Origin of the sequence: Psychrobacter sp. AOP7-C1-14 (assembly GCF_052376135.1) — a bacterium.
GTDB lineage: Bacteria > Pseudomonadota > Gammaproteobacteria > Pseudomonadales > Moraxellaceae > Psychrobacter.
This window is the reverse complement of the sequence record NZ_JBQSVH010000001.1, coordinates 87392-101487: the sequence shown is the minus strand read 5'-3', so window position 1 is coordinate 101487 and position 14096 is coordinate 87392. Positions and strand designations below refer to the sequence as shown.

Sequence of the window (14096 nt, the reverse complement as noted above, 5' to 3'; positions counted from 1 at the left end):
TATACTTATAAGATAATTACAGCTGCTATTAAGTCTAGTTTGGTTTTTGAACTGTTTTCCTCTGCAACAAAAAACCTGTCTATAACCTATCGCTCTATAACCCGTCACTATATAAACAACAACCTTATCAGCAGCATGATTTATGCTGGATTCTCGATATCAATAAAGGTAACTGGTAAACCAAATTTTTGAGCGACTATCTCTCCTAACGCTTGAATACCGCCACGCTCTGTCGCATGGTGACCACAAGCAAAATAGTCAATACCAAGCTCACGTGCGCTATGCGTGGTACGCTCAGATATCTCACCAGAGATAAATGCATCACAGCCCATAGTAGCAGCTTGCTCAATCATATCCTGCGCACCGCCTGTACATATCCCCACACGTTCTATTAGCCTAGCATCTGTTTGGGCAGAGGCGTCTGCATAATAATCAGCTGCAATATGTAATGGTGTGCGCCCTAATGCCTGAGTAATGGTGGTAATGAGGGCATCAGCACTTTGCGGTGTACAAGTGGCGATATTGCCTACAGGGTGTGACTCGGTAGGATAGAGCGCACCAGTGATCGTCAGGTCTAACATATCAGCAAGTTTTGCATTATTACCAGAGATAGGGTGAGCATCGAGTGGTAGGTGATAGCCAATCATAGAGATACCGTGTTGCATCAGTTTTCGCACGCGTCGACCTTTCATACCAGTGAGCGTGGCAGGTTCACCTTTCCAAAAATAGCCATGATGCACCATAATTGCATCGGCATTGTCAGCGATGGCAGCATCGATTAAGGCTTCACAAGCCGTTACGCCAGTGACAATACGTTGAATCGGTCGCCCACCATCGACTTGTAGGCCATTTGGTGCGTAGTCTTTAAAAGCACTGGCTGATAAATAGTCGTCACAGAATTGTGTCAATGTCTGTGCACTGATGCTCTGATTGGTAGAGTCAGCTGCCGTATTATTTGCAGTCATTATGTTTTCCTATCGTCAATAAAATATATGTCGTAATAGAGTGTTGTGGATTGAGTCAGCAAGAATTATGTATTATCTATCGTATTTGAGAGTAGCTGATTTTAAGATTCTAGCTTTATAAAAGTTATTTTAACATGCCGTTGTAAGCAAGCAGACAAGCTGGATAACTGAAATGGTACACGATACGTTACTATTTAATGGTATTGCGGTTATAATTTATACTTGTGAGTATGTCTAGCTATAGAGCACTTGACCACCCTATGAGTGGCTCAATACTAGCTAAGCCGCTAGCATTACCTCATGTCGTTTTTCATTGTCCGTTTGCATTAAATTTATAGAGGTTGTGTATGTCGTCATCCCGGAACACCAATAACAAGACGTCTTTATTAAAATGGTTACCTTGGGTCTTATTGCTGATAGTATTGGCAGCGTTTATCTGGTTGTTCACGAGTATGAAGTCGACGTCGGAGGCTACATGGGAGCCACCAAGAACTCCGCCTGAGGAGCAGCAAGCGTCTGAGACAGTATCGGACACGCCAGAGCCGATATCTTCTTATCATGATGCAGTGGCACGCGCATCGCAATCTGTGGTCAATATCTACACAACCCAAACGATGACAGAGCATCCTTATATGGATGATCCTGTACTACGTCGTTTCTTTGAGTTTCATGGTGGTCCATCACAAGAGCAGGGCAATACAAACTTAGGCTCAGGGGTCATCGTATCAGAAGACGGCTATATCGTGACCAATGCCCACGTCATCGAAAAAGCAGATGAAATCACAGTCGCGTTCAATGATGGTCGTAAAAACCGTGCCAGAATCATCGGTACAGATCCTGATAGTGACTTAGCCGTGATCAAGGTCGATATGACAGGATTGACGCCACTTGGATTCCGCGAAGATCCGATTCGTGTGGGTGATTTGGCACTAGCGATTGGTAATCCGTTCGGTGTGGGTCAGACAGTGACACAGGGGATTATCTCAGCGACTGGACGTACTGGACTGGGTGTTAATAAGTTTGAAGACTTTATTCAAACGGATGCGGCGATCAACCCAGGTAACTCAGGCGGCGCACTGGTTGATGCTCGTGGTGAGCTGGTCGGTATCAACACCGTCATATTCTCGCGTTCTGGTGGCTCGATGGGTATTGGCTTTGCGATTCCAACAGCACTGGTTGAGCAAGTGATGAATGCACTTATTAAAGATGGCCGTGTCAGTCGTGGCTGGTTAGGTATCGAAATCCAGTCACAGCTACGTGACCCAACGCAGCTTGAGACCTCAACAGGCGTAGAAGTGCTAAACGTTATTGATGGCAGCCCAGCAGCAAAAAGTGGTCTACGTGTTGGTGATATCGTACTGACTATTGATGATGTCGAAATGACAGACGCCAATACCTTGATTCAGTATGTGGCTCGTAAGCCGCCAAATACTGAGCTAGATGCGCAAATATTGCGTCAAGGTCAAAATGCCCAAGTAAAAATCACCCTAGAAGAGCGTCCAGCACAAGAGCCGATTGAACGTCCTGTCGTACTGCAAAATGAAAGCATGGGCGGGATGAATCAGCCAAATATTCAAAGCGATGAAGAAACGCCGATGATGTCAAAAGCAGAGCGTGATCGTATGCGTGAAGAGCTGATGAAACTGTTTGAGCAGGATGCTACGGCACAGTAGGATGTTTTGATAATATGTGCTATCCGTTAGCACATTGATTTAATCGATAGTATAAAAAAGCGCGCTCCTTATCTAAAGGAGCGCGCTTTTTATCGGAGTAAGTTTTAGCAAAGCTGATTTCTGTAAAGCTAATTGTCGTAAGCTTAGTGTTTTGCCTCTATTATTTCACTAGGATTTTTCAATTGGGTCATGATTGATATGAATAACCCCTTGCACACGGCAGCAGCAAGGCAATATTTCATCGTCTTCAATCATCGCCAGTGGATCAAACGGATAATCGACCGTATGCGAGCTGGCGATACGTTTAACTCGGCAGCTACCACAGTAGCCTTCGCGGCATTGATAATTGACATCATGTCCAGTACGCAGCAGACCATCAAGCAGACTTTCATCATCATGCAAGTAGAATTGCTGTTTACTAGTCATTACCCACGTCATAATTCATCCTATTGAGAGATGTCGTCTTTGCTATTATTACGATTAAAGCGTAAAAGGACTACAGTTCAAAGCTCTTATAGCTCAAGCCTTACTCTTATAGCCCAAGCCTTTACAGTTCAAAATCGTCAAAGTCACTGTCTGATAGATCAGAGTCAATCTGACCAACCAAGTACGAGCTAATCTCTGTCTCTTGTGGTGCAACTTGTACATTGTCAGAAGATAACCACGTATTGATCCACGGTATTGGGTTTGATTTTGAGTTCGGGAACGCCGCTGGCAAGCCGACGGTCTCCATACGTAAGTTGGTGATGTACTCAATATATTGGCAAAGGATGTCTTTGTTTAGACCGATCATTGAGCCGTCTTTGAACAGATAACCTGCCCATTCTTTTTCTTGCTCAGCAGCCTTGCGGAAGATTTCGATGCTTTCTTCATAACACCCTTCGGCAATCTCGACCATCTCAGGATCGTCACGACCATTACGCATGAGGTTCAGCATGTGCTGTGTACCCGTCAAATGTAGCGCTTCATCACGCGCGATTAGCTTAATGATTTTAGCATTACCTTCCATCAGTTTACGCTCAGCAAAAGCAAACGAGCAAGCAAACGACACATAGAAACGAATGGCTTCTAAGACGTTGACCGCCATAATGCACAGATACATCTGCTTTTTCAATGATCTCAAATCAACGGTCACTTGCTCGCCATTGACGTTGTGCGTACCTGGACCGTACAGGCTGTATAACTGTGAGCTACGGTACAGCTCATCATAGTACTGGGCGATATCAGAGGCACGGCCTAAGATGTGCTCGTTTTGCATAATGTCATCAAAGATAATATTTGGGTCATTGACGATATTACGAATGATATGCGTATAGCTGCGCGAGTGAATGGTCTCAGAGAACGACCATGTCTCAATCCACGTCTCAAGCTCAGGGATAGACACCAGCGGCAGTAGCACCACGTTTGGACTACGACCTTGGATAGAGTCGAGTAGGGTCTGGTACTTGAGGTTGCTCAAAAATATATGCTGCTCATGCGAGGACAGATTGCTAAAGTCGATACGATCCTTTGATACATCAACTTCTTCTGGACGCCAAAAGAACGACAGCTGCTTTTCAATCAATAGCTCAAAGATAGGGTGCTTTTGTTGGTCATAGCGTGCCACGTTGACTGGCTGACCAAAGAACATCGGCTCTTTTAGCGCATTGTTTGGCGTTTGAGAAAAAATCGAGTAAGTCATGGGACTGCCTTTATAATTGATACGGTTATTAATTTATATGGGTTTGACTGGTTTTGATTTGATGCGATAACACATTTTGGTTTATAGCTTTTTAGCTTAGAGGTTCTCTAGCGATATCTGTGACGACTCTTGTCCATCGTTCATATAGGCTTTAAATATCTCGCTCAGCTCACTATCATCGAGTGCTTCTAACTCATCAAGTGCGCTTTTACGTAGGGTGCTCACATCAGACTCTTCCGCTGCTATTTTTGTGTCTTTTTTAGCCGCTCTTGATGCTGGTTTTTTGGCTGCTTTTGCTACGCTTTTTTTGGTGACGGCTGGCTTTGGTGCTTCATCTGCACCTAACTGCTGACGCACCGCTGCAATATCAACCTCGACTTGTACGATATGCGAGCCACCATCGTTTAGGTCTGAAAATACATTTGGGATAAACAAACCACCGTCTTTGATGATTGCGGTATATTGCACATGACCTCCGTCGTTTTAGTTCTGTCTAGGTTTTAATGATAATAGTAGCCAATCTCGCCTACCGCTTGTATCTGCTTTGCCGCTGGCGTGCAGTCTATCGTGTCTGACCGCATTCCTGTTGCCTCGATACTGCGTTCAGCCACAGCCTGCATCGCCATCGTCGTCAGCAGGATACCGCTATAGTCGGGGCTAAAAAGCCTTGTTAGGGCGGCTTTCTTTTTTCTTAACGGCTTTTTCGTTTGAGCTTAATTTGTAGGGTACGCTTCGCGCACCTTGAAACACAGTTTCCATATCATTGGTGCGTTGGGGGGGGCACCCTACAACTTAAATTATCTATCAAATGTCTTTCACCCATTTTGCTACCCATTTCTCAATAGATGAAGATGAGTTTTTCTGTATAAAACTTAGCCAGTGTTTTCTCTCATCTTTAGGTAGGATTTGTGCCGCTCTAATAACAGCTAGTTTTTCCTTATTATTAAAATTTTGTATTTCGTCCTTTTTACTTCTTATCCATGATAATTTATTTAGTTTTATAGCTGCTTTCGATTGACAATTGATGCTAGTGCTTGCAAATACAAAAACCTCAATTTGTGGTATCTTAAGGATTTCTATATTTCGAGATATGTACCACTCGAACCATGTTTTTACAAGATTTCGCTGCATAAATGACGAAGTTGACAACTCTATGATTTCATTCTTCCACTTGTCAATGAAGTTAGTATCACTTACTTTGTCTAGATATAGAAAAACGTCATTCACTACAGGTAGAAATAAATTGAAATTATCAAAGATAACCTGTGCTGATTTTTCTATTTTATGTTTCTTTGACTTTCTAATAAAGTATCTAGCTATTCCTAAGTCCAGATGCTCATTATCTAGTATTCTTTGAGAAACCAAGTCGATTTGCTCTTCAAAAGAGTGGTTTTCGTCTAGAAACGGATTATCCATTTCTTCAAACTGCTCAGAATAAGGATTGAATACTTCAATTTTTCTTATAATTTCTTGCTTTTCAATTTCATAACTATTGAACATAACTTTGTTAATATACTCTTTACTTTCCATAATACCTGTTTTATCAGTAGCTATGGTCAACCTATGGCTCTTGTAAAGATACAGCGTTAAACTTTCTAATACCGAGGTAAGTTTTTCTTTAGTATTTGAGAATATTCTATAGTCATCTACATATCTTGTATGTTTAATATTTTGGTCAATTAGATATTCATCTATATCTAGCAAAATGGCTTCAGCCATCAGTACACTGGCAGCAGGGCCTACGGGGATACCCTGAGAGGTTTTCCCATTCAAGGTAGATAAAAAGTACTCAACATCGTCAGCCACTTTTTCTAAAGTATGATCAGCATAAGAAATAGCGTTACACAGTCTATGGAGATAGATTTGATTATAAAAGTCTGTTATATCAGTATAAAGAACATAATCAAACTCAGAAGCTAAACTTTGAGATTTATCTATATATTCCTGAAATCCATTGCCATTCGAAAAAAAACTACCATTTTTAATTTCTATTCTATATGAACAAGCTACTTTAGATTCTTTTGGAACTCTCTTATTCTCAATAGCTTCTGCCACTGTATAGGCTAAACTTATATATATTAAAGTTTCTATTGCGTCTAGCTGTTGAACTACACGGAATCCACCTTTAGGCTTGGTCGAAGTAGATGTCGTAGGACTATTAAAAGACATGCTTTTAATATTGGTAGACGTTAACTCTTTTTTTACTTCGTCCCATGAATGCCATAAAGCTTCATATTCTTCTAGTTTTGGAAAAAAGTCAGAATCATAATATTTCTCTATATGTTCCCTGGCGAATTCTAAAGATTGATCAGATAGCAAGCTCATTTGATATGTCTCTGATATTGTTACTAATGATATGAAATAGACAAGACTACAATAAGTAAACAGCGGGCTTAACCCAAAAGCCAAACCCGCCATCCATCAGAAATTCTATTTAAAGAGCTTCTTTTTCAAACTTAAATCTTACATGCACCGCCAGCACAATCATCTTCCATATCCGCTTGGGCATCGTTCGCACCATCACGAGTGTTATGGTAGTACAACGTTTTTACACCCATCTTATAAGCGTTTAGCAAGTCTTTAAGCAGTATTTTCATCGGTACACGGCCACCAGCATAACGAACGGGATCGTAGTTGGTATTGGCAGAGATACTTTGATCGACGAATTTTTGCATGATAGCGACCAGCTTTAGGTAACCGTCATTGTTTGGCATTTGCCATAGTAACTCGTACTGATCTTTTAGCTTATCAATCTCAGGCACAACTTGCTTTAAGATGCCGTCTTTTGACGCTTTGATAGAGACCAGACCACGTGGTGGCTCGATACCGTTGGTCGCGTTGGCGATCTGGCTTGAGGTCTCAGATGGCATCAATGCAGTTAGGGTAGAGTTTCGTAGACCGTGCTCAGTGATCTCGCCACGTAGCGTTTCCCAATCGAGATGTAGCGGCTCTTGGCAGATTTTGTCCAAGTCGGCTTTATACGTATCAATCGGCAAGATACCTTGTGAGTAGGTGGTTTCATTGAACGCAGGGCACGCGCCTTGCTCTTTTGCCAATTTGTTTGACGCTTTTAATAGATAGTACTGTAGTGCTTCAAACGTTTGATGGGTCAGACCCAATGCTGAGTCGTCTGAGTAGCGTGCGCCATTCTTAGCTAAGTAGTAAGCATAGTTGATCACACCCACACCAAGCGTACGGCGACGCATACTGCCATTTTGAGCTGCTTTTACTGGATAGTCTTGATAGTCGAGCAGGGCATCCAGCGCACGGACGATTAGCTCGGCTGGCTCTTCGATGTCGCTAACGTCTTCAACTTTACCCAAGTTGACCGCTGATAGCGTACAAAGCGCGATTTCGCCTGCTTCGTCATTGATGTTATCAAGTGGCTTGGTCGGTAGGGCGATTTCCATACAGAGGTTTGACTGGCGAATCGGCGCAACTGCCGCGTCAAATGGGCTATGCGTGTTGCAATGATCGACGTTTTGGATATAGATACGACCCGTACTGGCGCGCTCTTGCATCATTAGGCTGAACAAATCAGCTGCTGGGATTTGACGGCTACGTACGTTAGGGTCGTTTTCGTACTTGGTATATAACTCTTCGAATTTGTCTTGATCTTCAAAGAATGCATCATACAAACCTGGCGTGTCACCTGGTGAGAATAGAGAGATGTCTTGCCCCTTGATTAGGCGCGTGTACATTGTTTTATTCAACTGTACGCCGTAGTCCATATGACGGACACGGTTGTCTTCGACGCCGCGGTTGTTTTTCAGTACCAGTAATGACTCAACTTCCAAATGCCATAATGGGTAGAATAGGGTCGCAGCACCGCCACGTACGCCACCTTGTGAGCAGCATTTAACCGCAGTTTGGAACAGTTTATAGAATGGGATACAGCCAGTATGCTGTGCTTCACCGCCACGGATAGGGCTACCTAGGGCACGGATACGACCTGCGTTGATGCCGATACCAGCACGCTGAGACACATAGCGTACGATGGCGCTGGTGGTCGCGTTGATAGAGTCTAGGCTATCACCACATTCGATCAATACGCACGAGCTAAACTGACGCGATGGGGTACGCACACCTGCCATGATAGGCGTTGGTAGTGAGATTTTGAATTGTGAGGTTGCATCATAGAAGCGTTTGACGAAATCAAGACGATCTGATTTGTCATATTGGCTAAACAAGCACATACCGACCAGCATGTACAAGAACTGCGGACTCTCGTAGACAGTCTTGCTTACGCGATCTTGTACGAGATATTTACCAGCCATTTGCTCAACAGCGGCATAAGCAAGATTCATATCGCGCCAGTGATCAAGATATGCTTCTAGCTCATCAAATTCAGCACGGCTGTAGTCAGCTAAAATGTGCTGATCGTACTTACCAGAGTCAGTTAACGTTTTGACATGATCATACAGATGCGGCGGAGTGAATCGGTTGTAAGCAATCTTACGCAGATGGAAGATAGCCAAGCGTGCGGCTAGATATTGATAATCAGGCGTGGTTTCAGAGATTAGGTCGGCGGCAGATTTGATGATGGTTTCGTGAATGTCACGAGTCTTGATACCTTCATAGAATTGGATGTGCGACTTTAGCTCGACTTGTGATACAGACACATTTTCCAAGCCATCTGCGGCCCACGCTATCACCTTGTGAATTTTGTCTAAATCAATAGGCTCTAAACGTCCATCACGTTTGGTTACTTGGATTTTGTCAATATGTGTCATGCTGGCCTCTATTTTGATTGCTTATTGTGATGCTACGCGCCGAGTGGGCGGCAGACATTCTTTATAACGCTATTATGTTGGGTTGTGATAGGTCGTTTTTTGGACAAAGGGCTACCACTACTCATAGTGACGGTTAAAATCACTGAGTACTACATATAGCGTGTTTGTTAATTGGTAGGCACAATATAGCGGGAAAATTTTGAAAATACTATATTGATTTTAGAATAAAACTATGTTGCTACAAGGTTGTAGACGGTCCAAATTTTGGCAAAGGACGATGGGATAAGGGTTAGACGCAAATGAGGTCAATAATAAAATTTTTGTAAAAATTTCGTGACGATTTGCTTTTCATTCTCTCGGTTATTGTCGGCTGATAATGGGAGTCATGGCGGCAATAATGCGGGCGCAGATTGTACATCAAACCACAAAAAATCGCCACCCATATGTTACTACTAATGAGTGACGATTTGGACTAAAAAGTCGTTAAAGTGTTCTATGTGACTTATAAAACGATACGAACCGTTTTTGCATTATCCAGTGAGGCATAAAGCGTATTCACTTGCTCAGCAGCCGTTAGGTATAAATTGACCCGTGCCGAGTGAAAACGACCCGTTTTAGAGGGTTTAACTTCGATTGATGCCAAATCAAAGTCAGGGAACTGGCTACCCAAGATGAGCTTTATCTCATTAAGCAAACCCTCACGCTCGCCTTCATGGCCGATGATGCTGAGAGGGTAGTTCATCGGGAACTCCCAAAGCTCTGGGTTTTGAATGTCGGTCTTTTTACCTACCAATGCACCTCTATTTGGCGTCAGGTCAGTGACTTTAACTGAAGGTTTATTACTGGTTGGGCTATTTGCGCTTTTGTCGACGTTATCGTTGTTGTCTTTTGAATCATCACTCATGATATGAGCCTCGCTTTTATTAAGATTTAGCTATTAAATTAAGAGATTTATTGGCTATTTATAGTGGTGCTGACCTTATTATTCAAGTGCAATGCTGGAATACGGCAATGACTTCGATCAGAAAGGTTCGCCCCTTATTATCATTCTCTGTCGCAAACAGCTACTGTAAATAACTGTTGATAGGTGCAATCTCAGGCGGGATGTCCGTCTCTCCCATAGCGTCTAATAAGTTGATTTCAATCGTGCGTGATAGTGCCATCAGTGGCAGCTGATTAGACGCAAAACCAAATGGCTCTTCTAGCTCTTCACTAAGGGCGTCTAAACCGAAAAAGGTATACGCAATGACAGCGCAAATGAGGGGCGTTGCCCAACCGAGCGAGGCCACCAGACCAAAAGGCAAGGTAATGCAATACAGGTAAGTCGTACGATGCACCAATAGCATGTAAGCAAACGGCAGTGGCGTATAATGAATACGTTCGCAAGCTGCCAAGACAATCGTCATAGACGTCAAGCGCTCGTCCATGTTTTGTACCATCAGCTCCGACGACAACTGTTGACGACGTACATCACCGAGCTGCTTACCTAACAGGCGCATTAGATAGTCAGGTAGGTTTCTCGCTTGACGCATACTGTCATGATGGGTCGCTGCGACAAAAGGTTCGACATCTTCCCAAGGTGAGGTACCGCGTAGTCTGTGGCGCACAGCGTGAGCAAAGGCAATGTTCAGATGAATCATCGAGCGCTGAGCGTCACGTCCAGCTTCAGTATCATCGTCTACAAAAGACAGCACTTGACGAGTAAAGCTACGAGAATCATAAACCAATTGCCCCCATAGTCCGCGTGCCTCCCACCAACGTTGGTAGCTGGCATTATTCCGAAACCCCAAAAACAACGACAGTGCAATCCCTAATAAGGTAAAAGGCGCCATACCATAATAAGGAAAAGAGTCAGGGAGCCAATGTTGTACAACCGTTATGACTGTACTAAGAATAGCGATGAGTAAAATTTGCGGATAGACTTTCGGAATGACTGACCCGCGTAGGGTAAGAAATATCTTAAGGGTGTTTGGGGTTTGCCGGACAATCATGCGAGTTCCCTAGCGACGCTGTGTGTAAATACACTATTATTTGTAGGGTATGATTCTAATATAGAATTGAAATCTGTAAAGCCTAAAAGTCTATAAATTTATTCAAACAGAAGGATAGGGTAATAACTCAAGCTGGATAATAAGGATAGCCAAAATAGTTAAATTCTTGGCAAGAAGTAGAAAGTAATAGGTTGTCAAAAGGAAGGGGTAGCTAGAAAGAGTTTCATCAGTTTGGATGACGTGGTACTGAAGAAATTAATCGTTATATTGAGATATTTAGATGTGTTATAGCAAAGTGAAGTAATCTAAAGATGATTAGAAATTTTTAAAGCTTTAGCAGTTCTTTTTCAACTTCGTTAAGAAAGGCTTTGATATTGGCTTCGTGACGCTGATAAAAAGTCCATTGTCCATGGCGTTCAGAAGTAACCAATCCTGCTTTTTTCAACACACCCATATAGTTTGAAATGGTTGATTGTGACAGTCCTGACTTTTCTTGAATGTAGCTGACGCATACACCATCCAAATCAGCATGCTCTGGTAATGAGGCTGGAAAATTTGATCTGTCTTTCAACCATTTTATGATTTGACGACGCATAGGGTTGTTAAGTGCAGATATTATGTTTTCTGTATTCATAAAATATTTGATATCGATACCTAGTTAATAATCAACAACTGTCAGAGATAAGCACTAGGTGCTTAGCTTGCTCATTATGGTGCTAAACAAGAAAGCAGTGTAAGGTCTATATAGTGTTAATACATTGATTTTATAAAAATAAATGACTACTGTTAGGACACCGCGCGCAAACATCGGTCATTCCTGAACTATACTTTTATATGACAGTAGATTATACAGTCAAAATTAGCTTAATTATGGCAGTTGTACTGTCTAGTCATCGGAATATTGTCGAATAATATCAATATGTGATTGGTAAAGCAGTCTGTTTCAAGTCGAATTTAACATTAAACGTTGTTAAGGCCTGCTTATTAAATAAACGTTATTCTCAACATCCCGAGCAGTAATATGGTATGAGAAAGCTTCTGATATGACAAGGGCGTGTTGAATATTCAACACGCCCTTGCTGTTTTACGTTCTTCAATTTTATTAAGCTTTTTTATTAATATGGTTAGCGTCGCGGTAGAGTGCTAAAAATTTAATAAACATGGTCGTGATATTTCAGCTTTTTAGAAAGGCCTCAATCTTTGGTTTAATAGTCATAGAGACAATGACCATTAACGCCAATCCTACTGGTAATGCAACTAGAAACCCTTCTAACCAACCGTTTAAAAATGCCGTTTGATTAGCAAAACCAATCGTCTTTGAGGCAGTACTAAAGGCCAACATAGACTCCATTATACAAGCCATCAATATACCTGTGATGAGATTGCGCTTGTACGCTTTGGTATTAGGTAGCTTGTGATTAATAAATTTTGTGACCAGACCCATCAGTAAGAAGCCAATCGGCATGATCGCATACGCCACCAGTAGCGATCTAGACCAGTCTATAAAAAATGTATCGGAGTATCCGACATTCATATAGGTCATAACACCTGTTAAGAAACCACCTATGACAGTCATTAAGGCAAGTATTAATAACACTTTGTAGAGCAACGGTGTTTTTTTAGTGCCATCATTCTTAACGTCATCAATAAGCAGAGTTTCGGAATTTGCCATCATAGTTATTTTCCTATCATCATAAAGAGCGATTAGTTAGTCGGTGTTTTTTTCTGCCTGTCGATCGCTTACAGACTGGTCTTCTGCAACACCTGCTTTCCAATAAGAAAAGGCATATAACTCATCCTTAGACCACTGTTGCTCGACTTTTAGGTAATGACGAAGGGCTTTGACAGATGAGAATTCGCTAGCGATATAAGCAAAACGGCTCTGCTCTGCAGTTGGTAAATCGAGAGATTTTACTATGTCGATTAATTGGCTGCCTTGCATTGGATCTGGGTTATGTAACCATGTCATGGTGATATTGGCTGCTGTCGACAGCTCTTGTTCATCTTCTGCACCGTGTACTTCGATGATGCATTGTCCAGTCGAACTGGCAGGCAAGGTTTCTAGTATTGAGCCGAGCACTGGTATCGCTGTGGCATCGCCAATCAGTAGAAAGTTATCTGCATTAGGACAAAGGGCTTTGGTTTTAGGCTTCATTAAGACACCAATCTCGTCGCCAACTTCAGCATGAGTGGCCCAGCCTGAAGCGGGTGCCTCGTCACCATGAGCGACAAAATCAATCCAGATCTGTTGCTTTGCTATATCAGCGCCGCGATGAGTATAAGTGCGGACAACGAAAGTAGTATTGTCATTTAGGTCAATTGACTGAGCTTTATTGACAGGGATAAGCACTTTATTGTTTGCGCCAACAGTCATGGTCGCAATATTGGCAATAGTATCTGCTTGGCCTGTGAGGTATATACGGATGTAGTGCGGAGTAATCATTTGTTTGTGAGCAACGGTCATAATTTCGCGTACTGGTTTTTGATTTGTTGTGTTATTCATATGGATCTGTCCTTATTTATTTATCGGTAGTCTTGCTGTTGCTAACGTTGTCTATCATGGTGCGACTGACACGGAAAAACAGCGCAAGCTCTACGAGGCTCAAATCTTTTGTTAATTGCTGTCTTGTCCACTCTTCTGCTGCATCAAGCTTTGTCATAACTTCTTCACCTTTAGGGGTCAGCTGTAGTAATTGGCTGCGACCATCAAGTGGATTATCTGTCTTCAAGATTAGCTCAGCCGCCAAAAGGTCATTTAAGGCACGGGTGATTTGCGCTTTGTCTCGCTGCATGTGTTTAGAGATAGATAGCGCAGTACTATTTGGGTTATAGCAGACGCCTTTTAAGGTTCTGATATTGGTCACGGACAACTCAACACCCTGTTGGCGAATGCCTTCTAGCAGCAAGTTGGTATAGGTATGCATTAACTGATGTAGTGTTTCGCTCAATGAATTATTAGACATAAAAACTCTTAGATATAGTTGATTGAAGCAACTATATAGAATAAGGTTGATAGTGTCAACTACAAAGTAGTTTTTGAGAAAAGGATCCTA

The 14096-nt window shown here is 42.3% G+C and carries 13 protein-coding genes; 1 reads left to right on the top strand and 12 read right to left on the bottom strand.

Annotated features, from left to right (window positions below; genetic code table 11):
• Window positions 1–140: 140 nt before the first annotated feature.
• Window positions 141–965 (bottom strand): Nif3-like dinuclear metal center hexameric protein, encoded by an 825-nt coding sequence (locus tag ACT3QN_RS00400; protein WP_444522007.1) that lies wholly within the window; start codon window positions 963–965, stop codon window positions 141–143.
• Window positions 966–1312: 347 nt separating this feature from the next.
• Between ACT3QN_RS00400 and ACT3QN_RS00395 the strand changes: the two genes are divergently transcribed.
• Complete coding sequence (locus ACT3QN_RS00395; protein WP_444522008.1) at window positions 1313–2638, top strand: S1C family serine protease; 1326 nt, start codon at window positions 1313–1315, stop codon at window positions 2636–2638.
• A 168-nt stretch (window positions 2639–2806) separates the two neighbouring features.
• Here the strand turns inward: ACT3QN_RS00395 and yfaE are convergent, their stop codons facing one another.
• The 11 genes from yfaE to ACT3QN_RS00340 all read right to left on the bottom strand — a co-directional run bounded on the left by yfaE (window position 2807) and on the right by ACT3QN_RS00340 (window position 14006).
• Window positions 2807–3076, bottom strand: a complete 270-nt coding sequence (yfaE, locus tag ACT3QN_RS00390) for a class I ribonucleotide reductase maintenance protein YfaE (protein WP_444519667.1) — start codon at window positions 3074–3076, stop codon at window positions 2807–2809.
• A 109-nt stretch (window positions 3077–3185) separates the two neighbouring features.
• The gene (gene nrdB / locus ACT3QN_RS00385) at window positions 3186–4319 is read right to left on the bottom strand and encodes a class Ia ribonucleoside-diphosphate reductase subunit beta (RefSeq protein ID WP_444528711.1); all 1134 of its coding nucleotides are present in this window, start codon (window positions 4317–4319) and stop codon (window positions 3186–3188) included.
• A gap of 96 nt (window positions 4320–4415) precedes the next feature.
• Window positions 4416–4787: a hypothetical protein gene (locus ACT3QN_RS00380; protein WP_444522010.1), complete on the bottom strand. Its 372-nt coding sequence runs from the start codon at window positions 4785–4787 to the stop codon at window positions 4416–4418.
• 336 nt (window positions 4788–5123) lie between these two features.
• Entirely contained in the window at window positions 5124–6644 is a 1521-nt protein-coding gene (locus tag ACT3QN_RS00375; protein ID WP_444522011.1) for an RNA-directed DNA polymerase, read from the bottom strand.
• Between the two features lie 131 nt (window positions 6645–6775).
• On the bottom strand, window positions 6776–9052 hold the full coding sequence (gene nrdA, locus ACT3QN_RS00370; protein ID WP_444522012.1) for a class 1a ribonucleoside-diphosphate reductase subunit alpha: 2277 nt from the start codon (window positions 9050–9052) through the stop codon (window positions 6776–6778).
• Between the two features lie 502 nt (window positions 9053–9554).
• On the bottom strand, window positions 9555–9845 hold the full coding sequence (locus ACT3QN_RS00365; protein ID WP_444519844.1) for a YbeD family protein: 291 nt from the start codon (window positions 9843–9845) through the stop codon (window positions 9555–9557).
• Between the two features lie 271 nt (window positions 9846–10116).
• Complete coding sequence (locus ACT3QN_RS00360) at window positions 10117–11043, bottom strand: bestrophin family protein (RefSeq protein WP_444528710.1); 927 nt, start codon at window positions 11041–11043, stop codon at window positions 10117–10119.
• A gap of 325 nt (window positions 11044–11368) precedes the next feature.
• Complete coding sequence (locus tag ACT3QN_RS00355; protein WP_444519675.1) at window positions 11369–11677, bottom strand: ArsR/SmtB family transcription factor; 309 nt, start codon at window positions 11675–11677, stop codon at window positions 11369–11371.
• Window positions 11678–12217: 540 nt separating this feature from the next.
• A complete protein-coding gene (locus ACT3QN_RS00350; RefSeq protein WP_444522014.1) occupies window positions 12218–12718 on the bottom strand; it encodes a DUF2798 domain-containing protein in 501 nt (166 codons plus the stop codon).
• 33 nt (window positions 12719–12751) lie between these two features.
• Window positions 12752–13546: a siderophore-interacting protein gene (locus ACT3QN_RS00345; protein WP_444522015.1), complete on the bottom strand. Its 795-nt coding sequence runs from the start codon at window positions 13544–13546 to the stop codon at window positions 12752–12754.
• A 16-nt stretch (window positions 13547–13562) separates the two neighbouring features.
• A complete protein-coding gene (locus tag ACT3QN_RS00340; RefSeq protein WP_444519678.1) occupies window positions 13563–14006 on the bottom strand; it encodes a MarR family winged helix-turn-helix transcriptional regulator in 444 nt (147 codons plus the stop codon).
• Between the last annotated feature and the right edge of the window lie 90 nt (window positions 14007–14096).